Source organism: Aquamicrobium terrae, from assembly GCF_052978165.1.
Genome location: NZ_JBRKLZ010000001.1, coordinates 1555506 through 1581008 on the forward strand (window position 1 = coordinate 1555506; position 25503 = coordinate 1581008).

Sequence of the window (25503 nt, forward strand, 5' to 3'; positions counted from 1 at the left end):
CTTCCGAAGCCGTGAAGATAAAAAATGCTGGGGTCCTTACTGCGCCACCCAGCCGCCATCGACGGAGACGTGGGTGCCGTTGATCTGGGCGGCCGCCTCCGAGCAGAGGAACACCACCGTCGCCGCCACCTGCTCGACGGTGACGAATTCCTTGGTCGGCTGCTTTTCCAGCATCACCTCGCGCACCACCGTGTCACGGTCCATGTTGTGCGCCTTCATCTGGTCGGGAATCTGCGCCTCGACCAGCGGGGTGAGCACATAGCCGGGGCAAACGGCGTTGCAGGTGATGTGCTCGCGCGCCAGCTCCAGCGCCACCGTCTTGGTCAGCCCCATGATGCCATGCTTGGCCGACACATAAGCCGACTTGAACGGCGAGGCGACCAGCCCGTGGGCCGAGGCGATGTTGACGATGCGCCCGCCGCCCTGCCGTTTCATCAGCGGCACCGCCGCTGCGATGGTGTGGAAGGCGGAGGAGAGGTTGATGGCGATGATCGCGTCCCACTTCTCGATGGGGAATTCCTCGACCGGCGCGACATGCTGGATGCCGGCATTGTTGACGAGGATATCGACCGAGCCGAAGCGCTCGGCGGCCTTCAAGACGAGGTCGCGGCATTCGGCGGGCTTCGACATGTCGGCCTTGATGTAGACCGCCTCGACCTCGTGCTCGCGGCCGATGGCCGCCGCCGCTTCATGATCCTCCGGCCTGTCGGAGAAGGAATTGACGACGACGTTGCAGCCCTGTGCCGCCAGCGCGCGGGCGACGGCCAGCCCTATTCCGGAGGTCGAGCCGGTGACGATTGCGGTTCGCTTGGCGTTCATGACGGGTCCCCTTGCCTATGCCGTGACGGAAAATGTTGCAGTGCAATATAATCGACGCCGCGCCCAAGACCAGTCCAACTGCGTCAAAAAGCGATGTGTCGAGACTTCTTTGCGGCTTGAATGTTGACTGCTAGTATCATGTATGAGCTTCCACGCTTCGTCCGGGAATGCTCCGCTTGAGAGGCCCTCCATGACGTCCATCCTTTCCGCCCCCGTCCTTTGCGTGCTTGCCGGGATGCTTCTGGCCGCGCCCGCGATGGCGCAGGACAAGGAAATCATCGTCTACAACGCCCAGCACGAAAGCCTGGCCAAGGAGTGGGCGGCCGGTTTCACCCGCGACACCGGCATCAAGGTGACGCTGCGCAACGGATCGGACAGCGAGTTCTCCAACCAGATCGTGGCCGAGGGCAAGGCCTCGCCCGCCGACGTGTTCCTGACCGAGAATTCGCCGGCCATGACGCAGGTCGAGCAGGCCGGCCTGTTCGCGCAGGTCGATCCCGACACGCTGGCGCTGGTCGAGGACCAATATCGCCCCTCCAGCGGCCAGTGGATCGGCATCGCCGCCCGCAGCACCGTCTTTGCCTACAACAAGACGAAGCTGACGGAAGACCAACTGCCGAAATCGCTGCTCGACCTCGCCGATCCGCAATGGAAGGGCCGCTGGGGCGCCTCGCCCTCCGGGCCGGATTTCCAGGCCATCGTCAGCGCGCTTCTGCAGTTGAAGGGCGAGGAGGTGACGGCCGGCTGGCTGAAGGCGATGAAGGCCAATTTCAAGGCTTATCGCGGCAACAACACCGTGCTCAAGGCGGTGAACACCGGCGAGATCGACGGCGGCATCATCTATCACTACTACTGGTTCGGTGACCGGGCCCGCACGGCCGAGAACAGCAACGAGGTCGAGCTGCACTATTTCAGGAACGGCGACCCCGGGGCCTTCGTGTCGATCTCTGGCGGCGGCGTCCTCGCCTCCAGCAAGCACCCGCAGGAAGCGCAGGCCTTCCTGAAATGGATCGTCGGCAAGGCCGGCCAGCAGGTACTGCGCGACGGCACCTCCTACGAATACACGGTCGGCAAGGGCGAGGCTTCCAATGCCGGCCTGGTGCCGCTGGAGGACCTTCAGGCTCCGAAGATCGATCCACACACGCTGAACTCCCGCAAGGTGACCGACCTGATGACCGACGCGGGTCTGCTGTAGGCCCTCATGCAGGCGTCCGCCGACAGCACCCTGATTGCCGCGTCGGCATCGAGCCGGCGGAGTGCGGCCCCGTTGCGCCTGTCATGGATCGGGCTCGCCGCCGTGCTGGTGACGCTGCTGGCGCTCATTCCGCTTGGCTTCATCCTGTGGGTCACGGTGCAGACCGGCTGGGAAACCGCCGCCGCCCTCATCTTCCGCCCGCGCGTCGGCGAGCTTCTGGTCAACACGCTGCTGCTCGAGGTGCTGGCCGTGCCCGCCTGCGCGGCACTTTCGGTGGCGCTCGCCTGGCTGACCGAGCGCAGCGACCTGCCCGGCGCGCGCCTGTGGGCGTGGCTGTGCGTCGCGCCGCTGGCCGTGCCGGCCTTCATCCATTCCTATGCCTGGGTCAGCATCGTGCCCGGCCTCAACAGTCTCGGCGCCGGCGTGCTGGTGTCGGTGCTGGCCTACTTCCCCTTCCTCTACCTACCGGTTTCGGCGGCACTTCGCCGCCTCGATCCGGCGCTGGAGGATGCGGCGGCGGCTCTCGGCCACGGCCCATGGAGCGTGTTCTTCCGCGTCGTGCTGCCCCAGCTCCGACTGGCGCTGTGCGGCGGGGCGCTGCTGGTCGGCCTGCACCTGCTTGCCGAATACGGGCTCTTCGTCTTCGTGCGCTTCGACACCTTCACCACCGCCATCGTCGACCAGTTCCAGTCCACCTTCAACGGCCCCGCCGCCAACATGCTGGCCGGCGTGCTGATCGCCTGCTGCTTCGCGCTGCTGGCGCTGGAAATGCTGGCGCGCGGCGACGAGCGCTATGCCCGCGTCGGTTCCGGCGCGGCCCGCCGCCTTGTACCGGCCAGCCTCGGCCGCGCCACCTGGCCCTGCCTGCTGCTCTTCGCACTGGTCACGCTTCTGTCGCTCGGCGTGCCCTTCTACACCATCGCCCGCTGGCTGTGGGCCGGCGGCCTTCAGGTGTGGCGCCTGGACGAGATAAGTGCAGCGCTCGGCCACACCACGGTGCTGGCGCTCGGCGGCGCGCTGCTCGCCACGCTCGCCGCCATCCCCGTGGCATGGCTGTCGATCCGCGCGCCCGGCCGCCTGCAACGCGTTCTCGAAGGCTGCAACTACATGGTCGGCGCGCTGCCGGGCGTGGTCGTGGCGCTGGCACTGGTCACGCTCACGGTGCGCTATCTACTGCCGCTCTACCAGACCCTCGCCACCATCCTCGTCGCCTATATGCTGATGTTCCTGCCGCGCGCCATCATCAGCCTGCGCGCCTCCATCGCCCAGGCCCCGGTCGAGCTGGAGCAGGCGGCGATGAACCTCGGCCGCAAGCCGCTCGACGCGCTGTGGTCCACCACCATCCGCCTGTCCGCGCCCGGCGCCGCCGCCGGCATGGCGCTGGTGGCGCTCGGCATCCTCAACGAGCTCACCGCCACCCAGATGCTGGCGCCAAACGGCACCCGCACGCTGGCGCTCGCCTTCTGGGCCTATAGCGGCGAGATCGACTATGCGGCCGCCGCCCCCTATGCGCTGATCATGGTCGCGGCCTCGCTGCCGCTGACATGGCTGCTTTACGTGCAATCGAAGAAGATGGCCGGACAATGAGCTTTCTGGAACTTTCCGGCCTGCGCAAGAGCTATGGCCCCTCCGGCGCCCAGGTGGCCGCGGTGAACGGCGTCGACCTTGCCGTCGCCTCCGGTGGCCGCACGGCCATCGTCGGCCCCTCCGGCTGCGGCAAGACCACGTTGCTGCGCCTCATCGCCGGCTTCGAGCGGCCTGACGCGGGCAGCATCGAGCTGGACGGCACAAGGCTTGCCGGACCCGATGCCTTCGTGCCCGCCTACCGGCGCCCCATCGGCCTCGTCGCGCAGGATGGCGCGCTGTTCCCGCATCTGTCCATCGCCGCCAATATCGGCTTCGGCATCGCCCGCGACGCGCCGGACCGGCAGGCGCGGATCGCGGAACTCGTCCGGCTGGTGGGCCTCGACGAGGCTTTCCTGCAACGCCGTCCGCATCAGCTTTCCGGCGGCCAGCAGCAGCGCGTGGCGCTGGCGCGGGCGCTGGCCCGCAAGCCGCGCCTGATGCTGCTCGACGAGCCGTTCTCGGCGCTCGACACGGGCCTGCGCGCCTCCATGCGCAAGGCGGTCGCCGGTGTGCTGGAAGCGGCCGGCGTCACCACCATCCTCGTCACCCACGACCAGGCCGAGGCGCTGTCCTTCGCCGATCAGGTGGCGGTGATGCGCGCCGGCTCCCTCATCCAGGCGGGAACGCCGCGCGACCTTTACCTCAGGCCTCGCAACCGCATGGTGGCGGAATTCCTCGGGGAGGCGATCATCCTGCCGGCCCGCATCGAGGACGGCCGCGCCCATTGCCTGCTGGGTGTGGTTCCCGTCGACAGCACCGTACGGCATGAGGCGGCCGAAATCCTGCTGCGGCCGGAGCAGATCGGGCTCGAAGCCGGCGCCGCGGCCCCGGCGGGCGGCGTGGATGTTGTCGTAACGGACTCGGAGTTCAGCGGGCCGACCTGCACGCTCTCCGTGCGGGTCGCCAATGGCGCGGGCGAGGCTGGCGCGCTTGTCCTGCGCCGTGCCGCGGCCGGCGCGCCGGAGGTGGGCACGAGCGCCCGCCTCACGGTCAGCGGCAGCGCGCACCTGCTCGATTGATGCGCGCCACCTGAAAGGCCTTACCGCGTGTTGCGGCTGCGCGCCGCCAGCGTACGCAGGCGCAGCGCGTTGAGGCGAATGAAGCCCTCGGCGTCCTTCTGGTCGTAGGCGCCGCGGTCGTCCTCGAAGGTCACCAGATCGTCGCGGTAGAGCGACTTTGCCGACTTGCGGCCGGTGACGATGACGTTGCCCTTGTAGAGCTTCAGCCGCACCGTGCCCTCGACCTCTTCCTGGCTCTTGTCGATCAGCGCCTGCAGCATCTCGCGCTCGGGCGAATACCAGAAGCCGTTGTAGATCAACTCGGCATAGCGCGGCATCAGCTCGTCCTTGAGATGACCGGCGCCGCGATCCAGCGTGATCGACTCGATGGCGCGGTGCGCGGCGAGCAGGATGGTGCCGCCGGGGGTCTCGTAGACGCCGCGGCTCTTCATGCCGACGAAGCGGTTCTCGACCAGGTCGATGCGGCCGATGCCGTTGTCGCGGCCGAGATCGTTGAGGGCGGCGAGCAGCGAGGCCGGCGACAGCTTCTTGCCGTTCAGCGCCACCGCGTCGCCCTTGAGGAACTCGATCTCGATCTCGGTCGCCGCATCGGGCGCGTCGAACGGCGAGACGGAACGCTGGTGCACATATTCCGGCGGCTCGCTCCACGGGTCTTCCAGCACCTTGCCTTCCGAGGACGAGTGCAGGAGGTTGGCGTCGACCGAGAACGGCGCCTCGCCCTGCTTGTCCTTCGGCACCGGGATCTGGTGCTTTTCGGCGAACTCGATGAGGTCGGTGCGCGACTTGAACGACCAGTCGCGCCACGGCGCGATCACCTTGATGTCGGGGTTGAGCGCATAGGCGGAAAGCTCGAAGCGCACCTGGTCGTTGCCCTTGCCGGTCGCGCCGTGGGCGATGGCGTCGGCGCCGGTTTCCTCGGCGATCGCGACCAGATGCTTGGAGATAAGCGGCCGGGCGATCGAGGTGCCGAGCAGATAGGTGCCTTCATAGAGGGCGTTGGCGCGGAACATCGGGAACACGAAGTCCTTCACGAACTCCTCGCGCAGGTCCATGATGCGGATGTCCTTGATGCCCAGCATCTCCGCCTTCTGGCGCGCCGGCTCCAGCTCGCCGCCCTGGCCGAGATCGGCGGTGAAGGTGACGACCTCCGCTCCCAGCTCGGTCTGCAGCCATTTCAGGATGATGGAGGTGTCGAGGCCGCCCGAATAGGCGAGCACGACCTTCTTGACGTCTTTCAGCTTGGACATGGGCGTTTCCGGTGTTCGTTCTAAGGGAGCGCGAGGCGCGAAACTGCGTGCGCACTCATAGCAGGAAAGCAGCGCCGGACAAGCGCCCGCACTCCCTGCCGGTGGCGGATGGCTTTGCCCGGCCGTGCAAAAATGACGCAAAGAGGAGGCGTTCTGAAACCTTTTCTTGTGAAACCCGTCAATTTCGTGCATTTCAGGCGCCGCGACCGGCAGGCCGCTTCTCAACCACCCGAACTGACAGGATTTCATGATGCCGGAAGACAGCCCTCTCGATAGCGCCCTTATCCGTCTCGACGAAGCCGCAAGGCACCTGAACGTCGACGCCGATGTCATCGAGAAGCTGAAATATCCGCGCGAAACCACCAAAGTGCGCCTGATGATCCGCATGGACGACGGCTCGCGAAAATCGTTCCTGGCTTGGCGATGCCGCTATGACGACACCCGCGGCCCGACTAAGGGCGGCATCCGCTTCCATCCCGACGCCACGGCCGAAGAGGTCGAGATGCTGGCCTTCTGGATGACCTTCAAATGCGCCGTGATGAACCTGCCCTATGGCGGCGGCAAGGGTGCCGTTCAGGTCGATCCGCGCCAGCTTTCCAAGGCCGAGCTGGAGCGCCTGTCGCGCTCCTACATCCAGGCCTTCTCGCGCATCATCGGCCCGGACCGCGACATTCCCGCCCCGGACGTCTACACCAATTCGATGATCATGGGCTGGATGGCCGACGAGTACAGCCAGATCGTCGGCGAAGGCTCGCCCGCCGTCATCACCGGCAAGCCGCTGGCGCTCGGCGGCTCGGTCGGCCGCGGCGATGCCACCGCCCGCGGCGGCTACTATCTGGTGCGCCACCTGGCCAAGGAGCTCGGCCTTTCCGGCAAGCTGCGCATCGCCATCCAGGGCTTCGGCAATGCCGGCCAGCACATCGCCTCGCTGCTCGCCGGCGACGGCCACAGCATCGTGGCGGTTTCCGACTCCGGCGGCGCCGTCTATGCACCGGACGGCCTCGACCTCGACACCCTGGTCGCCACCAAGAACAACAACCAGTCGGTCGTCCACACGGCCGGCCAGAACGGCCATCAGGCGATCGCCGCCGACGAGCTGGTGGGCGTCGACTGCGACGTGCTGGTGCCGGCCGCGCTGGAAAACATGATCCACAAGCACAACGCCCATACGGTGAAGGCGCGCCTGGTGCTGGAGCTCGCCAACGGCCCGGTGACCCCGGAAGCCGACGAGATCCTGGCCGAGCGCAATGTCGTGGTCCTGCCCGACATTCTCGCCAATGCCGGCGGCGTCACCGTCTCCTATTTCGAATGGGTGCAGAACAAGCAGGGCTATTACTGGGAGCTGGGCGAGATCCACACCAAGCTGCGCTCCATCATGGAGCGCGAGGGCCGGGCGATCTGGGAGCTGTCGGTGTCCCGCGGCGTCACGCCGCGCACGGCCGCCTATGTCCATGCTCTGAGCCGCCTGGCCGAGGCCATCGAGGCCCACGGCACCCAGAGCTATTTCGACAGCTGATCCACTCGAACCGGGAAACCGGATGGGCTATAAGGGGGCGCCGCACGATGCGGCGCCCTTTTCTTTTCATGCTCCGTCGCCAGGTTCGCCCATGCCGTTCATCCCCGACGCCACCGTGCTCGTCCAGTTCGCCATCGCCACCGTGGTCCTGGCGATAACGCCGGGGCCGGACATGACCCTGTTCGTCGGGCGGGCCCTGTCGCAGGGCAAGGCGGCGGGCTTCGCCTGCATGCTGGGCGCCATGACCGGCATCGTCTTCCACACCGCGCTGGTGGCGCTCGGCCTGTCGGCCCTGATCGTCGCCTCGCCGCAGGCCTTCCTCGCGCTCAAGATCGGCGGCGCGCTCTATCTGGTCTGGCTGGCCTTCCAGGCGATCCGCCACGGCTCCGCCTTCTCGCCGGAAACCGGCGGCCGGGCGCCCCGCTCGCTGGCCCGCAACTGGGCGACGGGGCTCGGCATCAACCTGCTCAACCCGAAGATCATCCTGTTCTTCATGACCTTCCTGCCGCAGTTCGTCTCCGCGCATGATGCGCATGCGCCCGGCAAGCTGTTCTTCCTCGGCCTGATGTTCATCGTGCTGTCGCTGCCCTTCACCGCATCCATGGTGATCGCGGCCGACCGCTTCGCCGCCCTGCTCAAGGGCAGCCCGCGCCTGACAAGGGTGACCGACTATCTGTTCGCGGGCGTGTTCTCGGCCTTCGCGCTCAAGATCCTGACGACCCAGGCGAAGTAGGCGGCAGTTCGCCGGCGCCGCCGCGCCATTTGCGCGCCCATTGGCCCGCGGTCAGCCAGTAGGCCAGCCCGCCGACGACGCCGGCGCCGATCATCGCCAGCAGCACGGCCGTGTCGCCGAAGCCGGCCCCGGACTCCGCCCCGCGGTGGAACAGGCCGGCGAAAGCCAGCGCAACGAAGCCGCCGGCCAGCGCATAGAACAGCCAGTCGCGCTTGCCGAGGAACTCCGCAACGGCGATGGCGACGACCGCCGGCCAGAAGTTGAGATGGGCGACGAACAGTGCTAGCAACGGCACCGACACCATCATGCCGGTGGTGAAGGCCGGCAGGGTTTCCTCTTCCGCCAGGCCCGACCAGCCGAGAAACAGCACATGGATGAAGGCGCTGGCGGCAAGGCAGGCGGCGGCATAGCCGGCCAGCACCACGGCGAAGCGCAGCAGGACGGCGAGGACGCCGCTCAAGCCTCGCCGTGCCCGGCGATCATCATCGCCTCCAGCGCCAACCGCTCGCTCTTGCGCAAGCGCTCCGATTCCGACTTGAGCTGGCCGCAGGCGGCGAGGATGTCGCGCCCGCGCGGCGTGCGGATCGGCGAGGCGTAGCCGGCATTGTTGATGTAGTCGGCGAACTTCTCGATCGTCTCCCAGTCCGAGCACTGGTAGTTGGTGCCGGGCCAGGGATTGAACGGGATCAGGTTGATCTTGGCCGGTACGCCCTTGAGCAGCTTCACCAGCGCCCGTGCGTCGTCGAGGCTGTCGTTGACGTCCTTGAGCATCACATATTCGAAGGTGATGCGGCGCGCATTGGACAGGCCCGGATATTCGCGGCACGCCTTGATGAGCTGTTCGAGCGGGTACTTCTTGTTGATCGGCACCAAAAGGTCGCGCAGATCGTCATTGGTGGCATGCAGCGAGATCGCCAGCATGACGCCGATCTCCTCGCCGGTGCGGTAGATTTCCGGCACCACGCCGGAGGTGGAAAGCGTGATGCGGCGCTTCGACAGCGACAGCCCGTCGCCGTCGGAGGCGATCAGCAGTGCCTTCTTCACCGCCTCGAAATTGTAGAGCGGCTCGCCCATGCCCATCATGACGATGTTGGAGACCTTGCGCCCTTCCGCCGGCACGATGGCGCCCGCCGGCGTGTCGGTGTCGGGGAAGTCGCCCAGCCGGTCGCGCGCGGTCAGCAACTGCGCCAGGATTTCCTCCGACGTCAGGTTGCGCACCAGCTTCTGCGTGCCGGTGTGGCAGAAGGAGCAGGTCAGCGTGCAGCCGACCTGGCTGGAAATGCACAGCGTGCCGCGCCCCTCTTCCGGGATATAGACGGTCTCGATCTCGACCGGCCGGCCGGCCCCGCGCGGCGGGAAGCGGAACAGCCATTTGCGGGTGCCGTCATTGGAGATCTGCTCCTCAACGACTTCCGGACGCGCAACGGTGAAGGCGCGGTCGAGCGCCGCCCGCAGTTCCTTCGAGATGTTGAACATCTGGGCGAAATCGGAGACGCCGCGCACATAGAGCCAGTGCCAGAGTTGGCTGACGCGCATCTTGGCCTGCTTTTGCGGCACGATGCCGGCCCCGACCAGCGCCTCGGCCATCTCCTCGCGCGTCAGGCCGATCAGCGTCGGCTTCTCCGGCGCGGGAGAAGCACGCAGCGCATCGCGGGCGCCGGCGGATGTGAGGTCGAGTGAAAGGCTCATGGCTGGCCCAATATAGGAGGTTTGCGGCCGATTTCAGCAGCGGATTTCGGCGAAGGGCGCCGCATAGCACAAGCCGGCGCCGAAGTCATGTGCTCCGACCCGGAAACGCAGAAGGCCGGACCCGAGGGCCCGGCCTTCGCTTACCTGATGCGGCACCCCTATTTGCAGTTCGAGATCGAACTGAGCGCGGCGGTGATGCCCTTCAGCGAGAATACATAGCTGGTGGCGTTGCCGCGGCCGGACTTGGCCTGCACCTTCATGTCGGCGCCGCCACGCATCGCCGCGATAAGCTGCGGCTCGTCGGCCGCGTTCTCGACCCAGGCCGACTTGCCGCGCGTGAACATGGTGAAGGACTTGTCGCCGACGGAGACCGTCACCTTGGAATTCGCCTGGAAATCATAGCCGGCGATGAACTGCGGCTCGTAGCTCACCTGCTGGCCCGGACGCTGGCTGACGAAGAAGAACATGTCGCCATGGTTGAGGCTGGGCGGCTGCTTGTCGGTGGGAACGGTCAGCACATAGCACACCTTGCCGCCGGAAGCCTGGTAGCTGTAGGTGCCCCAAGCATTGTGCTGGCCGATCTTGGTCGCCTGCTGGGCCAGGACCGGCGAGGCGGTGGCGAGCATGATCAGACCAGAAACTGTAGCTATCAATCGGCGCATTGTAATTCCCATATTCCAAAGGGTGTGGGAGCAGGCCGGCGTCTCGTCCTGCCCGATCCATTCAATTTGATTTAATCTGGGTTACCAAAGCGTGAAGACCGCCAAAGAAAAGCACTTCCGCCATAGCTAACCGCCGCCATCTCCGCGCGTCCGCTTGCGAATTTCCCATCCGCTGGCCTCGGCACGACGTCCCTGAGCGGGACTTGGAATGGAGGAAAGAGGCAAGAATTTGACTTTTTGCCAAATCGGCACGCTTGCCGGCAACGCCGCGCGCCGGCGGCGATCAGATATCTTCGGCGAGCGCTTCTTTTGCCGCGGCCTTGTGCGCCGGCGTGATGTGGGCGCGCACGGCCGCGATGGCCGCGCTCAGCACCGCGACGTCGTCGGTGAAGCCGAAACCGAGGATGATGTCGGGGATGGCGTCCGTCGGCAGCACGAAATAGCCCAGCGCCGCGATCAGGATGCCCTTGGCCCGGAGCGGGGTGTTCCTGTCGAGCATGCAGTAATAGGCGGCCACCACGTCCTCCATGAACGGAATCTGGCGCGCGGCCCGCTTGGCTGTGCGCCAGAATTTCTCGCGCACCTCCTTTTCGCCGCCCAGCTTGTCCGCAAAGCCGAAGAGATCGAAAACGGTCCTTTCAGCCATGTATCCTTGTCTCCTTGCGCCGGCCGGCCGCCTGCCCGCCTTCGGGCATCATGTGGTGCGGCGGGTTGTCGCCTGCAAGATTTTCAGCGCCTCAGCCGCCGAAAATCGCATCGATGCGCCGCGCCAGCACGAAATCGAGTTCGGTCAAGCCGCCGGCATCGTGCGTGGTGAGCCTGATGTCGACCGTCTTGTAGACGTTCGACCATTCGGGATGATGGTCCATCTTCTCCGCTTTCAGCGCCACCCGCGTCATGAAGGCGAAGGCCTCGGAAAAATTGCGGAAGACGAAACGCCGCTCGATCGCCTTGCCGTCATCGGTCATTTTCCAGTCGGGACGCTCCTTGAGCGCCGCTTCCAGAACATCCTGCGCCAGTTTCTCTCTTGCCATGGCTTGCTTCCATGTTATCCGCTTCGGGAAAACATAAAGCATGTCGCCCGAAAGTGGGAACCGGTTTCGGGATAACGACATGCGACGTGCTTCAGGATCCGCCGCCATGGACGCCAAACCAAAAACGGACGCCGAGCCGAAAAGCGCGATCCTGTTCGTCTGCCTCGGCAACATCTGCCGCTCGCCGCTGGCCGAGGGCGTGTTCGGCGCGGTTGTCGAGGAAAGGCGCCAGGCGCACCGCTTCGTGCTGGATTCGGCCGGCACCGGCGACTGGCATGCCGGCGAAGCGCCCGACCCGCGCTCCATCGCGGTCGCCGCCCGCTACGGCATCGACATTTCGGGCCAGTCGGCAAGGCGCGTCGCCGAGCCGGATTTCAGCCGCTTCGACCTCATCCTCGGCATGGATCGCTCCAACGTGCAGAACCTGCGGCGCATCGCACCGGCCGAGGCGCATGGCCGCATCCATCTGTACCTGGACTATGCGCTGGGAACGATGCACGACGTTCCCGACCCCTATTGCGGCGATGCGGACGGCTTCGAAAAGGTCTACCGCATGATCCGCGAGGCATCGGAAGCGCTGTCGACGCGGCTGGCCGGATAGGTTCCGTTGCCGGCCAGCGGCCAGGCTTCCTCGACGATATAGGGTCCGCCGCCAACCGAATCGCGTGACGACATCAGCACGAAGCGGCCAACCTTGAAGGGCATGGCGGCGAAATTGCCGCGCGCCGAAAGATAGCGGGCGACATCGGCCGGATGGCCGTTGCGCAGCCTGGCCAGCGTGACATGCGGCATGAACTTGCGCGGATCGGCGCGCAGGCCGAGGCGCTGGCAGATGCGGTCGATCTCGGCCTGAAGGGCCGTCAGGTCCGGCGAGGCGGCGACGCCTGCCCACACCGCATGCGGCTTCTTCTGGCCGAAGGCCCCGACGCCGGCCAGCGTCAGCGTGAAGGAAGGCCGGCGCACACGGTCCAGCGCGTCGACGATGTCGTCCGCCACATGGCCTTCGACGTCGCCGATGAAGCGCAACGTGATGTGGTAGTTCTCGACGTCGATCCAGCGGGCTCCGGGAAGGCCACCCCGCAACAGCGAGAGCGAAAGCGCGGCATCGCGCGGAATTTCGAGGGCGGTGAAAAGACGCGGCATGGCATAGCCTCCTGTCCTCGAATCAAGCTCTCACCTGTCAGCGAAACACCGATATGACGGCGGAGCAAGCTAATTGTTCCACCACGGAAATTCCGCGGGGGAAACTGTTCCTCCCCGTCAACCCTGCGGCAACGCCGCGATCGCCTTCTCCACGGTCGGCAGCATCCTGTCCACGATCGTGCGGATGCCCTCGGCGCTCGGATGCATGCCGTCTTCGCTGAGCAGGTCCTGCACGGCCGCCACCCCGTCGAGGAAGAACGGATAGAGCACCACGCCATGCTTCTGCGCCAGCCGGGGATAGAGCGACCCGAAGGCCTCGCCATAGGCATGGCCGAGATTGGGCGCGGCCAGCATGCCGGCCAGGAGCACGTCGACGCCGCGCGCCTTCAGGCGCGAGATCATCTGGTCGAGATTTTCTTCCACCAGCGCCGGGTCGATGCCGCGCAGCATGTCGTTGGCGCCGAGTTCGAGGATGACCAGATCGGTTCCGTCCGGCACCGACCAGTCGAGCCGGGCAAGCCCGCCGCTGGTGGTGTCGCCGGAAACGCCGGCATTGGCCACCGCCACATCGTGGCCTTTGGCGCGCAGCGCCTCCTGCAACTGTTCGGTGAAACCCTCGCCCGGCCCCAGCCCGTAGCCGGCCATCAGGCTGTCGCCGAAACCGACGATCTGCACCGCATCCGCCCGCGCCGGAGCGGCAAGCGAAAGCGCCGCGCCTAAAAACATGATGCCCGCAAGCATGATAGGGCACAAAAACTTGTATTTGAAAGCCATGTCCTAGGCCCCATATGTGCGTGACGTTTCCTGCTGCTTCCCCTCCATATAGGACCGATCCGTTTTGACAGAAGCCGTCATCGAACTGGAAAATGTATCGCTGACGCTCGGCGAAGGCGCATCGTCGGTCCATGTGCTGAAGAACATCCACCTCACCGTCAGGCAGGGCGAGATCGCCGGCATCGTCGGCCCGTCCGGCTCCGGCAAGTCGACGCTGCTGATGGTGCTGGCCGGGCTGGAGCGTGTCGATGACGGCCGCGTGAGCATCGCCGGCGTGACGCTGAACGACAGGAGCGAGGACGAGATCGCCGCTTTCCGGGGCCGCAACATCGGCATCGTCTTCCAGTCCTTCCACCTCATTCCCAACATGACCGCGCTGGAGAACGTGGCGGTGCCGCTGGAACTGGCCGGCCATCCCGATCCCTTCAAGGTGGCCGAGCAGGAACTGGCGGCCGTGGGGCTCAGCGAGCGCCTGACCCACTATCCGGGCGAACTCTCCGGCGGCGAGCAGCAGCGCGTCGCCATCGCCCGGGCGCTTGCACCCTCCCCGCCGATCCTGATCGCCGATGAGCCGACCGGCAATCTCGACCAGGCGACGGGCAGGCAGATCGCCGATCTTCTGTTTTCCAAGGCCGCGGAACGCGGCATGACGCTGGTGCTGGTCACCCACGACCCGGCGCTGGCGGCGCGCTGCTCGCGCCGCATCGCCATGCGTTCCGGCCGCATCGAGGCCGAGCCCATGCTGACGGCGACCGCATGACCAGGCCCGCCCGCCAGCTGGCTCTCGCCTTCCGCTTCGCGCTGCGCGAGATGCGCGGCGGCCTGTCCGGCTTCGCCATCTTCCTCGCCTGCATCGCGCTGGGGGTCGCGGCCATCGGCGGCGTCAATTCGGTCGCCCGCTCGATCGGCGACGGTGTCGCCGCGCAGGGCCAGCCCCTGCTTGGCGGCGATCTGCGCTTCCGCCTCAACCAGCGCGAGGCGGAGGCGGCCGAACTCGCCTTCCTGCGCGCCGCCGGTGACCTGTCGCAGAGCGCCAGCATGCGCTCCATGGCCCGCCTGTCCGACGGTTCCGATCAGGCGCTGGTCGAAGTCAAGGCCATCGACGACGCCTATCCGCTCTACGGCACGCTGGAAACCGAGCCGGCGCTCGATCGCGACGCGCTTCTGGGCGAAAGGGCCGGCAGCTTCGGCGCGGCCGCGCCGCAACTGCTGTTCGAGCGCCTCGGCCTGAAGATCGGCGACCGTATCATGCTCGGCAATGCCAGCTTCGAGTTGCGCGCCGAACTGGTGAGCGAGCCCGATGCCGTCTCGGAGGGCTTCGGCTTCGCGCCGCGCCTGCTGGTGTCGCTGGAGGGCCTGCGCGCCTCCGGCCTCGTCGTCGCCGGCAGCCTGGTCGAGCATTCCTACAAGCTGCGGCTGGCGCCCGACACCAGCGACACCCGCCTCGAACAGGTGGAGGCAGAGGCGCGGGCGGCCTTCCCCGAAGCCGGCTGGTCGATCCGCACCCGCTCCAACGCCGCGCCGGCGCTGTCGGCCAATATCGAACGCTTCTCGCAGTTCCTCACCCTGGTCGGCCTCACCTCGCTGGTGGTGGGCGGGGTCGGGGTGGCCAATGCGGTGCGCGCCTATCTCGACGGCAAGCGCGGCGTGATCGCCACCTTCAAGAGCCTCGGCGCCTCGGGAAGCTTTGTCTTCACCGTCTATCTGGTGCAGACCATGCTGATCGCCGCCATCGGCATCGCCATCGGGCTGGTGCTGGCCGTCCTCATGCCTTTCGCCGCTTCCGGCGCGCTGCAGGCGATCATCCCGGTGCCGGCCGAGGCCGGCATCTACCCGGCCGCCCTCGCGCTCGCCACCACCTTCGGTATCCTCGTCACCCTCGCCTTCGCGATCCTGCCGCTCGGCCGCGCCCGCGACGTGCCGGCCACCGCCCTGTTCCGCGAACTCGGCTTCGAGGGCCGCGGCCGCCCCCGCCTCGTCTACATCGCGACGGCGGCCGGCATCGCCCTGTCGCTCGGCGCGCTGGCGGTCTTCACCGCGCACGACCGCCGCATCGCCGTCACCTTCGTCGGGGCGACGGTGCTGTCATTTCTCGTGCTGCGTCTGGTGGCCTTCCTCGTGCAATGGCTGGCAAGGAAGGCGCCGCGCCTCAACTCCACGGCGCTGCGGCTGGCGGTCGGCAACATCCACCGGCCCGGCGCGCTCACCCCGTCCGTGGTGCTGGCGCTGGGGCTCGGGCTGACGCTGCTCGTCACGCTGGCGCTGATCGACGGCAATCTGCGCCGCCAGATCTCCGACAGCCTGCCGGAAAAGGCCCCCAACTTCTTCTTCGTCGACATCCAGGCCGCCGACGTCGATGTCTTCTCCACGCTGGTCACGCGGGAATCGCCGCAAGGCACGCTGGTCAAGGTGCCGATGCTGCGCGGCCGCGTCATCGCCCTCAACGGCACCGACGTGCGCGAGCTGGACATTCCGCCGGCCGGTGCATGGGTGCTGCGCGGCGACCGCGGCCTCACCTACGAGGCCGAGCAGCCGCGCAACGCCTCGCTCACCGGGGGAAGCTGGTGGCCGAAGGATTATGCGGGCGAGCCGCTTGTCTCCTTCTCGGCCCAGGAGGGCGAGGAACTCGGCCTTTCCATCGGTGACACGGTGACGGTCAACGTGCTCGGCCGCAACGTCACCGCCCGCATCGCCAATTTCCGGCAGGTGCAGTGGGAGACGCTCGGCATCAACTTCGTCATGGTGTTCTCGCCCAACACCTTCGCCGGCGCGCCGCATAGCTGGCTGGCGACGCTTTCCGACAGCGCGGCGACAGTGGCGGACGACGCCCGCATCCTCAACGCCGTCACCCGCGCCTTCCCGGCGGTGACCACGGTGCGCGTCAAGGACGCGCTCGACATCGTCAACCAGCTTGTCGGCGAGCTTGGCACGGCGATCCGCGCCGCCGCCGGCGTGGCGCTGATCTCGTCGGTGCTGGTGCTGGCCGGGGCGCTGGCCGCCGGCAACCGCGCCCGCATCCACGACGCGGTTGTGCTGAAGACGCTCGGCGCCACCCGCCGCACGCTGATTTCCGCCTTTGCGCTGGAATACATGTTGCTCGGCCTCGCCACCGCCCTCTTTGCCCTCGCCGCCGGCGGGGTCGCGGCCTGGTATGTCGTCACCCGCATCATGACACTGCCCTCGCAGTTCTCGGCCGAAGTCGCCCTCGCCACCATCGGGCTGGCGCTGGTGCTGACCGTCGGCATCGGGCTGATCGGCACATGGCGGGTGCTGGGCCACAAGGCAGCCCCCGTGCTGCGCAACCTGTGATGGGTGAAATCATGGGCCCCGCCGTGCCCGGCGAGGTTAATTCCGCGTAATCTTTGCGCTTCCATCCATCAAAAACGCGCGATTTCCGCCTTCACGAAGCATTTCGGGGGGTTACGGGTCTTGTTCCAATCCAAAAGAACCATCATATTTCGGGCAGGCATGCTGGAGGCCCCGCCAGCGGCGCCTGGGCATGTGCCCGACACCCGACGGGGCAAGAAGCAACAGAGGACTTCAATGGCTGAACCCCTTCGCAATTACCAGACGCGTACGGCCCCCTACGGCCGCGCCGACATGGCCATCGACGAGGGCCTGCGCGCATACATGCTGCGCGTCTACAACCTGATGGGCATGGGCCTGCTGATCACCGGCCTCGCAGCCGTTGCCACGATCATGCTGGCCACGACCAACAATCCGGCCGCAGCGGTCGCCACGCTGCCGAGCGGCCAGATGCTGACCTCCTTCGGCTACGCCATCTTCGCGTCGCCGCTGAAGTGGGTGGTGATCCTCGCCCCGCTGGCTGCCGTGTTCTTCCTGTCGTTCCGCGTGCAGTCGATGAGCGTGGGCGCGGCGCAAACCACGTTCTGGGTCTATGCCGGCCTGGTGGGCCTGTCGCTGTCGTCGGTCTTCCTGATCTACACCAGCGCTTCCATCACCCAGACCTTCTTCGCCACGGCGGCCGCCTTCGGCGCGCTGTCGCTCTACGGCTACACCACCAAGCGTGACCTGACGGCCATGGGCTCGTTCCTGATCATGGGCCTGTTCGGCCTGATCATCGCCATGGTCATCAACATCTTCCTGCAGTCTTCGGCCCTGTCCTTCGCGGTTTCGGCCATCGGCGTGCTGATCTTCGCCGGCCTCACTGCCTATGACACGCAGAAGATCAAGGAGATGTACTACGAGGCCGACGACGCCGACGTGGCCGGCCGCAAGTCGATCATGGGCGCGCTGACGCTCTACCTCGACTTCATCAACCTGTTCATGTTCCTGCTCCAGTTCATGGGCGACCGCCGCTGAACCGGCCGGAACCAGTGACAGCGAAGGGCGGCTTCACGGCCGCCCTTTTCTTTTGGCCGTGGGCAGCGGTATAGAAGATCAGCCCTCCACAGTTCCGGACACACTCATGATACGCGCGGCGACCGAGGCCGATCTTCCCCGCATCACGGAAATCTACCGCGACGCCGTCCTCAACGGCACCGCCACCTACGAGCTGGAGCCGCCCTCGCTCCCCGAGATGCGGAGCCGGTATGAGGAGCTGCGCGCCAAGGGTTATCCCTTTCTGGTCGCCACGGACGAGGATGGCACCGTGCTCGGCTATGCCTATGCCGGCCCGTTCAGGGCACGCCCCGCCTATCGCTTCATCGTCGAGGATTCAATCTACATGGCGCCCGAAGCCAAGGGGCGCGGCATCGGCATGACCCTGATGAAATCCCTCATCGAAGAGGTGCGCCGCCTCGGGTTTCGCCAGTTCGTGGCGGTGATCGGCGACGGCAGGCCGGACAGCCCCTCCGTGCGCCTGCATGAAAAACTGGGCTTCGCGCACAGCGGGGTGCTGGCCGGGTCCGGCTACAAGCACGGGCGCTGGCTGGACACGATCTTCATGCAGTTGGAGATGAACGGCGGGACGGCGCGGCCGCCCGATCCCTACTCATGGCCCGAGCGGAAGCTGAAGGACGGCTGAACCCTCGTCCATTTCAGACCGCGACTTGCCGAATACAGAGGACTCGATCGCCGACCGACGGGAATGGACCCGCCCGCGTTCGCATTTCGCAGCCAAACGCGATCGTCCGGCTGAACGCCCCTATGCCTTCACCAGTTTCAGCCTGTTGTCGAAGATGTTCAGGACCCGCGCCAGCTCGTGCCCGCGCTTGAGGATGCGCCCGCCGGCCGCCACCACGGAGAAGGCGCCCTGCCGCCTGGCCAGTTTCGGGTCCTTGACGATCTGGAACAGCGGCACCTCGCTGGTGCGCCGATAGACCGAAAACACCGCCCGGTCCTCCAGATGGTCGATGGCGTAGTCGCGCCATTCATTGGCCGCCACCATGCGCCCGTAGAGCCGCAGGATCAGGTCGAGCTCCCGGCGGTCGAAGGCCACCGGCATGCCGAGGCGCTCGCGGCGCGCCTCGTGCAGGGGAATAGGTATTGCGGATGCGTCTCCTTCTCCTCCTGCGCCGCCTTCGCTCATGCCGGAATCCTTGCAATGCAACAGCTTTGTCGGCAGGTTCGCGCTTTCCGGCGCCAATTGCAAGTATGCCGGCTATGCCACGGCCTCCGTAGGCTCCGGGTTACATTTGTAAAAGCATGTTGAAATTGGTGATCCGGCGCCACATTTTCGCCATTTTTTATCCGTGCTCCCGCCCCATTGTGAAACGACTCTAGCCTCGTTGCCTGAGACGGTTCGGTCCGGCACTGGCTCGTAACCCCCAAGCCCCCCGCCCACGGGCCTGAGTCGGATCGAACCAACCTCGCTTTCCCAAGGCCAGGTTCTCCGCACCAATTCCTTGAAATCGCTCCGAATTATGGTTTCGGCTTGTTGACGAAGGCTGCCCCGATGATCGGTCCCGGCAGGCCGTCCTTGGCCACAGACTGCAGCAGCACCGCGCAGCCGCCCTTCTTGAGCACTTCGCTGGCCGGCAGTTCGTAGCGCTGCGCCTTGCCATGCCACATTCCGGCGGTCTGCATGGACGAAACCGCATTCCAGTAGGTCATCTGCCGGCCCCGGTTGCGGCCCCGGCCGATCTCCACGGTCTGCGGCAGCTCGAAATAGGCGAGCACCACATGCGCCGTTTCCGGCAGATTCGCGCCCGGCTCGACCGCCCCGGTTTCGATGACGACGCTTTCGTCGTCGCGCGTCACCCGGATCGGCACGAGCATGCCGCCGCCCGACGATTTCAGCATGGAAAGCGTGCCGCCCACCGCGCCGCGATTGGCGCCGTTGACATGGGTGCGGCCGTTGATGACCGCTTGCGGCGTGTAGATGGAACGGCCGCCGAAGGCCCGCATATAGCCATATTGGCGCTCGGTATTGTCCTTGCTGCTCAGCGTGTCGTGCCAGCCGAGATAGTCCCAATAGTCGACATGATAGGCGAGCGCGACGATATCGTCCTTGCCGGCCAGTTCGGCGAAGAACTTGTCGGCCGGCGGGCAGGAATTGCAGCCCTGGCTGGTGAACAGTTCGACCACGCCGGCGGGCTTCTCGAAACCCGGTTCCGCCTCGGCGGCAAGGCCGGCGCCGCAAAATGCCGACAATGCGACCGCAATCAGGCTAAGCCGCAATGATGTTCCGATTGGCATGGCGATGTCCGAATCCGCCGGCTTGCCCGGCTTCGTTTTGTTTGCCGACCTGTTTGGCAGATGCCACGCTCAACGGAAAGTCACGTTGCGGTGAGAAAAATCACATAAAACGTGAAAGGCCGCCGGAGGGCTCCGGCGGCCTTTCCTTGTTCAGCGAAAAGCTGGATTAGGCAGCGAGGTCGCGCAGCACATACTGCAGGATGCCGCCGTTTTTGTAGTAGTCCAGCTCATCCAGCGTATCGATGCGGCACAGGATCGGAACCTGCTTCACCGTGCCGTCGGCATAGGTGATCTTGGCCGCCATCTTCTGGCGCGGCTTGATGTTTTCCAGGCCGTCGATCTCGACCAGTTCGTCGCCCTTGAGATTGAGCGAGGCCCAGGAGGTGCCTTCCTCGAACACGAAGGGGATGACGCCCATGCCGACCAGGTTGGAGCGGTGGATGCGCTCGAAGGACTGGGCGATGACCGCGCGCACGCCGAGCAGGTTGGTACCCTTGGCCGCCCAGTCGCGCGACGAGCCGTTGCCGTATTCGACGCCGGCGAAGATCACCAGCGGCACGCCTTCCTTCTTGTACTCCATGGCGGCGTCGTAGATCGACATCTCCTCCTTCGAGGGATAGTGGATCGTGTAGCCGCCTTCCTTGCCGTTCTCGCCCAGCATGTGGTTGCGGATGCGGATGTTGGCGAAGGTGCCGCGCATCATCACCTCATGGTTGCCGCGACGCGTGCCGTACTGGTTGAAGTCGGCAACGTTCACGCCATGGTCGAGCAGGTACTTGCCCGCAGGCGAGGCGGCCTTGATCGAGCCGGCCGGCGAGATGTGGTCGGTGGTGATCTTGTCGCCGAACAGGCCGAGCACCCGCGCGCCCTTGATGTCGGAGATCTTGCCGATGCCGTCGCGCATGCCCGCGAAATAGGGCGGGTTCTGCACATAGGTCGACTTGTCGTCCCAGGCATAGGTCTGGCCTTCCGGCGCCTTGACCTTCTGCCAGTTCTCGTCACCCTTGAAGACGTCGGCATATTTGCGGGCGAACAGCTCGCGCGTCACGTTCTTCTCGATGAACTCCTGGATCTCGGCGGTGGTCGGCCAGATGTCCTTCAGATAGACCGGCTTGCCGTCCTTGCCTTCGCCCAGCGGTTCCTTGGTCAGGTCCCTGGTGACGGTGCCGGCCAGCGCATGCGCCACCACCAGCGGCGGCGAGGCGAGGTAGTTCGCCTGCACGTCGGGCGACACGCGGCCCTCGAAGTTGCGGTTGCCGGACAGCACGGCGGCCGCGATCAGCCCCTTCTCGTTGATGGTCTTGGAGATCGGGCCGGGCAGCGGGCCGGAATTGCCGATGCAGGTGGTGCAGCCGAAGCCGACCAGGTTGAAGCCGATCTGGTCGAGTTCCTTCTGCAGGCCCGACTTCTCCAGATATTCGGCCACGACCTGCGATCCCGGCGCCAGCGAGGTCTTCACCCACGGCTTCTGCTTGAGGCCGAGGCGGTTGGCGTTGCGGGCGAGCAGGCCGGCGCCGATCAGCACCGAGGGGTTGGAGGTGTTGGTGCAGGAGGTGATGGCCGCGATCACCACGTCGCCATGGCCGAGGTCATGGTCGGTGCCTTCGACCGCATAGCGCTTGTGCATCTCGGCGGCCTTCTTGTACTCGGCCTCCATCGCCTTGGCGAAGCCGGCGGGGATGTCCTCCAGCGCCTGGCGCCCCTCGGGACGCTTGGGGCCGGCCATGGACGGCACCACGTCGCCGAGGTCGAGCTCGAGCGTGTCGGTGAACACCGGATCGGCCGAACCGTCGTCGCGCCACATGCCCTGCGCCTTGGAGTAGGCCTCGACCAGCGCGATGCGCGCCTCGTCGCGGCCGGACATGGAAAGATAGCGCAGCGTCTCGTCGTCGACGGGGAAGAAGCCGCAGGTCGCGCCATATTCCGGCGCCATGTTGCCGATGGTGGCGCGGTCGGCCAGCGTCATGTTGGAGAGGCCGGGGCCGAAGAACTCGACGAACTTGCCGACGACGCCCTTCTTGCGCAGCATCTGGGTGACGGTGAGCACCAGGTCGGTGGCGGTCAGGCCTTCCTTCAACTTGCCGGTCAGGCGGAAGCCGATCACCTCCGGCAGGAGCATGGACACGGGCTGGCCGAGCATGGCCGCCTCGGCCTCGATGCCGCCCACGCCCCAGCCCAGAACGCCGAGGCCGTTGATCATGGTGGTGTGCGAATCGGTGCCGACGCAGGTGTCGGGATAGGCCGTCGTCTCGCCGTCCTCGTTGTTGGTCCACACGACCTGGCCGAGATATTCGAGGTTGACCTGATGGCAGATGCCGGTGCCGGGCGGCACGACGCGGAAGTTGCGGAACGCCTGCTGGCCCCACTTCAGGAACTTGTAGCGTTCCTCGTTGCGCTCATATTCGAGCTCGACATTGCGGGCGAAGGCCATCGGCGTCCCGAATTCGTCGACGATGACCGAGTGGTCGATGACCAGGTCCACCGGCACCAGCGGATTGATCTTCTGCGGATCGCCGCCGAGCGAGGCGATGCCGTCGCGCATGGCGGCAAGGTCGACCACCGCCGGCACGCCGGTGAAGTCCTGCATCAGCACGCGGGCCGGACGATAGGCGATCTCGACGCCGGCGGTGCCCTTGTCGGTCAGCCAGCTGGCGACGGCCTGGATCGATTCCTTGGTGACGGAGCGGCCGTCCTCGTTGCGCAGCAGGTTCTCGAGCAGCACCTTCATCGAATAGGGAAGCTGGGAAACCCCGGTAAGGCCGTTCTTCTCGGCCTCGACCAGATTGTAGTAGACATATTCGGAGCCGCCAGCGGTCAGCGTGCGGCGGCAGTTGAAGCTATCGAGAGATTTGGACACGTGCGATCCCATCCTAAAGTCGTTCAGCCTGATGGGGAACGGACTCCGATGGCATGCTCATCACGCGCAAAGGTGCGGGTACGGCCATTTCCGCTGTCCGCTCCCAAGCGCTCGGGCCGTTCAAGGCGGCTCGCGCACCGGTTCGGCGCAATATGGTTTGCCTTCCCCGACCGCTGGGGTTGGTAAGCTGCATATAGAGAATATCCTGGAATAGTTCTAGACGGTGTTTGGGCATTTTTGACGCAGCGCCAGGCTGCACCGCCACGGGGCCGGAAAAGGAGAGCGAATGCGGCTGATTGCCGAGAATCTGGGCGGTGAACGCGGGGGAGACATCGTGTTCACCGATATCGGCTTTGCGCTGGAAGAGGGCGAGGCGCTGGTCGTCACCGGCCCCAACGGCTCCGGCAAATCCACCCTGCTGCGCGTCGTCGCCGGCCTCCTGCCGGCATCGCAAGGCCAGGTCCGCCTCGAGGGCGGCGGCGAGGCCTGGCCCTCGCCGGCCGCCGCCTGCCACTATCTCGGCCATCTCAACGCCATGAAGACGGCGCTGACGGTGAACGAGAACCTCGCCTTCTGGCAGAGCTTCGCGGGGGAGCCGAGACTCGGCATCGCCGAGGCGCTGGAGGCGGTGGGGCTCGGCCATATCGGCCACCTGCCCTTCGGCTATCTGTCCACCGGCCAGAAGCGCCGCGCCGCGCTGGCCCGCCTGCTCATCAGCCACCGGCCCGTCTGGCTGCTTGACGAACCGACCGCAGGGCTCGACAAGGCGTCCGAAGCGCGGCTCGCCGCCATGATGGAAGATCACCGCGCGGCCGGCGGCATCCTCGTCGCCGCCACCCACCTGCCGCTCGGGCTCGAAGGGGTGCGAACACTGGAGATGGGGGAAGTGCCACATGGGTAAAGACCCGACCATACGGTCCAAAGGCGTGACCCCCACCCCTTACCCCTCCCCACAAGGGGGAGGGGAATTTTGCGCCGCAACTGCCTGTCGCATCGGTATTTTTGGAAAGGTGGCCAGGTCGACGTCTCCCCTCCCCCCTGTGGGGAGGGGTAAGGGGTGGGGGTACGGGGCGGAAACCACCTCATGCTAGCCCTCTACCTGCGCGACCTGCGCCTTTCCATGCGCGTCGGCGGCGGTGCGCTGACCGGCATCGTCTTCTTCCTCGCCGTCATCGCCACCATCCCCTTCGGCGTCGGGCCGGACCTCAACCTGCTCGCCCGCATCGGCCCGGCGATCCTGTGGATCGGCGCGCTGCTGGCCTCGCTGCTCGGCCTCGACCGGCTGTTCCAGGCCGACCGCGAGGACGGCTCGCTCGACCTTCTGGTGCTGGAGGCCGACCGCCACCTGCTGCCGTTGACCGTGCTGGTGAAATGCCTCGCCCACTGGACCGGCTCGGTGCTGCCGCTGGTGATCGCCGCTCCCCTGCTCGGCCTGTTCATGAACATGGAGCCGCTGGCGATCGGCGCCACGGCGCTGACCTTGCTTGCCGGCACGCCGGCCATCACCTTCATCGGCGCGGCCGGGGCCGCGGTCGCCGTGGCGCTGCCGCGCGGCGGGCTGCTGATCTCCATCCTCGTGCTGCCGCTGACCATCCCGGCGCTGATCTTCGGCGTCTCGGCAAGCTACGGCGCCGTCGAGGACCCCGCCCCCTTCCTCCAGCCGTTCCTGATCCTGGTGGCGCTGACCCTGTTCCTCGCGGTGATCGGGCCGCTGGGCGCGGCACTGGCGTTACGCCGCAGCTCCGACTGATTGCAAGGCCGGGCGGCCAAGTTTAAGGAAAAGCCATGGCTATGCGAAACGACCTGTCCCGGATCGGCGTGCGCGCGCAGGAGGTGCGGCCGTGACCACGCACGACCTCTACGTCGCGGCGGCCTATGGCATCACCGTCGTGGTGCTGGCCGGCCTGATCGGCTGGATATGGCTCGACCAGCGCGCCCGCCGCCGGGAACTGGCCGAGCTGGAAGCCGCCGGCATCCGCCGCCGTTCCGACCGCAGCCAAGCGAAGAAGCCATGAGCGCGCAAGCCCCGAAACCCGTTTCGCGCCGGCTGATGGTGCTGCTGCCGCTGGCCATCTTCCTGGCCCTGTGCGGCGTCTTCCTCGCCCAGCTCCTGTCCGGCCGCGACATTTCCGAAATCCCCTCGGCGCTGATCGGCGAGCCGGCGCCCGCGACGCGGCTGCCGCCCTTGCCTGGAACGAACCTGCCCGGCCTCGATTCGCAGGAATTCCCCGGCAAGGTGACGCTGGTCAACGTCTTCGCCTCATGGTGCGTGCCCTGCCGCGACGAGCACCCGATGATGATGGACCTGGCGCGCGACGGGCGCTTCGCCGTCACCGGGCTGAACTACAAGGACAAGCCCGCCAACGCGCTGAAGTTCCTGGCCGAGCTCGGCAACCCCTATACCGCGATCGGCACCGACGAGAACGGCCGCGCCGGCATCGACTGGGGCGTCTACGGCGTGCCGGAAACCTTCGTCGTCGGCAAGGACGGCCGCATCGCCTACAAGCATGTCGGCCCGCTGACGCCGGCTTCCGTGACGGGCAGGCTCATGCCCGAAATCGAGAAGGCGCTGGCCGCCCAGCCCTGAAG

At 66.4% G+C, this 25503-nt stretch carries 26 protein-coding genes; 14 read left to right on the plus strand and 12 right to left on the minus strand.

Annotated features, from left to right (window positions below):
* Nucleotides 1-36 precede the first annotated feature (36 nt).
* Complete coding sequence (locus ACVCNR_RS07870) at nt 37-819, minus strand: 3-hydroxybutyrate dehydrogenase (protein ID WP_447074271.1); 783 nt, start codon at nt 817-819, stop codon at nt 37-39.
* 190 nt (nt 820-1009) lie between these two features.
* Here ACVCNR_RS07870 and ACVCNR_RS07875 point away from each other — a divergent pair, with 190 nt between their 5' ends.
* The 3 genes from ACVCNR_RS07875 to ACVCNR_RS07885 are packed head-to-tail and all read left to right on the plus strand — an operon-like array spanning nt 1010 to nt 4659.
* Nucleotides 1010-2014 carry an iron ABC transporter substrate-binding protein gene (locus ACVCNR_RS07875; RefSeq protein WP_447074272.1) on the plus strand — a complete coding sequence of 335 codons (1005 nt, stop codon included), beginning with the start codon at nt 1010-1012 and terminating at the stop codon, nt 2012-2014.
* A gap of 6 nt (nt 2015-2020) precedes the next feature.
* A complete protein-coding gene (locus ACVCNR_RS07880) occupies nt 2021-3601 on the plus strand; it encodes an ABC transporter permease (protein WP_447074274.1) in 1581 nt (526 codons plus the stop codon).
* Nucleotides 3598-4659, plus strand: coding sequence for an ABC transporter ATP-binding protein (locus ACVCNR_RS07885; RefSeq protein WP_447074276.1), 1062 nt, complete (start codon nt 3598-3600; stop codon nt 4657-4659). Before ACVCNR_RS07880 ends, ACVCNR_RS07885 begins: the two co-directional genes overlap by 4 nt.
* Nucleotides 4660-4679: 20 nt before the next feature.
* Here ACVCNR_RS07885 and ACVCNR_RS07890 read toward each other — a convergent pair whose 3' ends face one another.
* Nucleotides 4680-5906, minus strand: a complete 1227-nt coding sequence (locus ACVCNR_RS07890; protein ID WP_354197941.1) for an argininosuccinate synthase — start codon at nt 5904-5906, stop codon at nt 4680-4682.
* 250 nt (nt 5907-6156) lie between these two features.
* Between ACVCNR_RS07890 and ACVCNR_RS07895 the strand changes: the two genes are divergently transcribed.
* Nucleotides 6157-7422, plus strand: a complete 1266-nt coding sequence (locus ACVCNR_RS07895; RefSeq protein ID WP_354197943.1) for a Glu/Leu/Phe/Val family dehydrogenase — start codon at nt 6157-6159, stop codon at nt 7420-7422.
* Nucleotides 7423-7513: 91 nt separating this feature from the next.
* Nucleotides 7514-8155: a LysE family translocator gene (locus tag ACVCNR_RS07900; protein WP_354197945.1), complete on the plus strand. Its 642-nt coding sequence runs from the start codon at nt 7514-7516 to the stop codon at nt 8153-8155.
* Here the strand turns inward: ACVCNR_RS07900 and ACVCNR_RS07905 are convergent.
* The 5 genes from ACVCNR_RS07905 to ACVCNR_RS07925 form a co-directional block, all read right to left on the minus strand.
* Nucleotides 8127-8615, minus strand: a complete 489-nt coding sequence (locus ACVCNR_RS07905; protein ID WP_447074279.1) for a hypothetical protein — start codon at nt 8613-8615, stop codon at nt 8127-8129. The two genes, ACVCNR_RS07900 and ACVCNR_RS07905, sit on opposite strands and share 29 nt — an antisense overlap.
* A complete protein-coding gene (rlmN, locus tag ACVCNR_RS07910; protein ID WP_354197949.1) occupies nt 8612-9844 on the minus strand; it encodes a dual-specificity RNA methyltransferase RlmN in 1233 nt (410 codons plus the stop codon). The genes ACVCNR_RS07905 and rlmN overlap by 4 nt, the downstream gene beginning before the upstream one ends.
* Before the next feature lie 158 nt (nt 9845-10002).
* Entirely contained in the window at nt 10003-10506 is a 504-nt protein-coding gene (locus ACVCNR_RS07915; protein WP_354197950.1) for an invasion associated locus B family protein, read from the minus strand.
* Nucleotides 10507-10789: 283 nt separating this feature from the next.
* Nucleotides 10790-11152, minus strand: a complete 363-nt coding sequence (locus ACVCNR_RS07920; protein ID WP_354197952.1) for a YkvA family protein — start codon at nt 11150-11152, stop codon at nt 10790-10792.
* A gap of 91 nt (nt 11153-11243) precedes the next feature.
* Nucleotides 11244-11540: a 4a-hydroxytetrahydrobiopterin dehydratase gene (locus tag ACVCNR_RS07925; protein WP_354197954.1), complete on the minus strand. Its 297-nt coding sequence runs from the start codon at nt 11538-11540 to the stop codon at nt 11244-11246.
* A gap of 106 nt (nt 11541-11646) precedes the next feature.
* Here ACVCNR_RS07925 and ACVCNR_RS07930 point away from each other — a divergent pair, with 106 nt between their 5' ends.
* On the plus strand, nt 11647-12141 hold the full coding sequence (locus tag ACVCNR_RS07930) for a low molecular weight protein-tyrosine-phosphatase (RefSeq protein WP_447074282.1): 495 nt from the start codon (nt 11647-11649) through the stop codon (nt 12139-12141).
* Here ACVCNR_RS07930 and thpR read toward each other — a convergent pair.
* Both thpR and ACVCNR_RS07940 read right to left on the minus strand, forming a co-directional pair.
* Nucleotides 12087-12683 carry an RNA 2',3'-cyclic phosphodiesterase gene (gene thpR / locus ACVCNR_RS07935; protein WP_354197958.1) on the minus strand — a complete coding sequence of 199 codons (597 nt, stop codon included), beginning with the start codon at nt 12681-12683 and terminating at the stop codon, nt 12087-12089. The genes ACVCNR_RS07930 and thpR overlap by 55 nt on opposite strands.
* Before the next feature lie 117 nt (nt 12684-12800).
* On the minus strand, nt 12801-13457 hold the full coding sequence (locus ACVCNR_RS07940) for an arylesterase (RefSeq protein ID WP_435521603.1): 657 nt from the start codon (nt 13455-13457) through the stop codon (nt 12801-12803).
* A 64-nt stretch (nt 13458-13521) separates the two neighbouring features.
* Between ACVCNR_RS07940 and ACVCNR_RS07945 the strand changes: the two genes are divergently transcribed.
* The 4 genes from ACVCNR_RS07945 to ACVCNR_RS07960 all read left to right on the plus strand — a co-directional run bounded on the left by ACVCNR_RS07945 (nt 13522) and on the right by ACVCNR_RS07960 (nt 18444).
* Nucleotides 13522-14217, plus strand: a complete 696-nt coding sequence (locus ACVCNR_RS07945) for an ABC transporter ATP-binding protein (RefSeq protein ID WP_447074283.1) — start codon at nt 13522-13524, stop codon at nt 14215-14217.
* Nucleotides 14214-16766 (plus strand): ABC transporter permease, encoded by a 2553-nt coding sequence (locus ACVCNR_RS07950; protein WP_447074285.1) that lies wholly within the window; start codon nt 14214-14216, stop codon nt 16764-16766. The genes ACVCNR_RS07945 and ACVCNR_RS07950 overlap by 4 nt, the downstream gene beginning before the upstream one ends.
* A 234-nt stretch (nt 16767-17000) precedes the next feature.
* Nucleotides 17001-17780, plus strand: coding sequence for a Bax inhibitor-1/YccA family protein (locus tag ACVCNR_RS07955; protein ID WP_447074287.1), 780 nt, complete (start codon nt 17001-17003; stop codon nt 17778-17780).
* Between the two features lie 106 nt (nt 17781-17886).
* A complete protein-coding gene (locus tag ACVCNR_RS07960; protein ID WP_447074289.1) occupies nt 17887-18444 on the plus strand; it encodes a GNAT family N-acetyltransferase in 558 nt (185 codons plus the stop codon).
* Between the two features lie 120 nt (nt 18445-18564).
* Here ACVCNR_RS07960 and ACVCNR_RS07965 read toward each other — a convergent pair whose 3' ends face one another.
* The 3 genes from ACVCNR_RS07965 to acnA all read right to left on the minus strand — a co-directional run bounded on the left by ACVCNR_RS07965 (nt 18565) and on the right by acnA (nt 22914).
* Nucleotides 18565-18948 carry a DUF2794 domain-containing protein gene (locus ACVCNR_RS07965; protein ID WP_354197970.1) on the minus strand — a complete coding sequence of 128 codons (384 nt, stop codon included), beginning with the start codon at nt 18946-18948 and terminating at the stop codon, nt 18565-18567.
* 332 nt (nt 18949-19280) lie between these two features.
* Entirely contained in the window at nt 19281-20057 is a 777-nt protein-coding gene (locus ACVCNR_RS07970) for a DUF1223 domain-containing protein (protein WP_447074291.1), read from the minus strand.
* Between the two features lie 166 nt (nt 20058-20223).
* Nucleotides 20224-22914 carry an aconitate hydratase AcnA gene (gene acnA / locus ACVCNR_RS07975; RefSeq protein WP_354197974.1) on the minus strand — a complete coding sequence of 897 codons (2691 nt, stop codon included), beginning with the start codon at nt 22912-22914 and terminating at the stop codon, nt 20224-20226.
* Between the two features lie 286 nt (nt 22915-23200).
* Here acnA and ccmA point away from each other — a divergent pair, with 286 nt between their 5' ends.
* The 4 genes from ccmA to ACVCNR_RS07995 all read left to right on the plus strand — a co-directional run bounded on the left by ccmA (nt 23201) and on the right by ACVCNR_RS07995 (nt 25501).
* Nucleotides 23201-23815, plus strand: a complete 615-nt coding sequence (gene ccmA / locus ACVCNR_RS07980; protein ID WP_447074293.1) for a heme ABC exporter ATP-binding protein CcmA — start codon at nt 23201-23203, stop codon at nt 23813-23815.
* A gap of 183 nt (nt 23816-23998) precedes the next feature.
* Nucleotides 23999-24664 (plus strand): heme exporter protein CcmB, encoded by a 666-nt coding sequence (gene ccmB, locus ACVCNR_RS07985; protein WP_447074295.1) that lies wholly within the window; start codon nt 23999-24001, stop codon nt 24662-24664.
* Nucleotides 24665-24755: 91 nt separating this feature from the next.
* Nucleotides 24756-24929, plus strand: coding sequence for a heme exporter protein CcmD (gene ccmD, locus ACVCNR_RS07990; protein ID WP_354197980.1), 174 nt, complete (start codon nt 24756-24758; stop codon nt 24927-24929).
* Entirely contained in the window at nt 24926-25501 is a 576-nt protein-coding gene (locus tag ACVCNR_RS07995) for a DsbE family thiol:disulfide interchange protein (protein WP_447074297.1), read from the plus strand. Before ccmD ends, ACVCNR_RS07995 begins: the two co-directional genes overlap by 4 nt.
* Nucleotides 25502-25503: the final 2 nt, after the last annotated feature.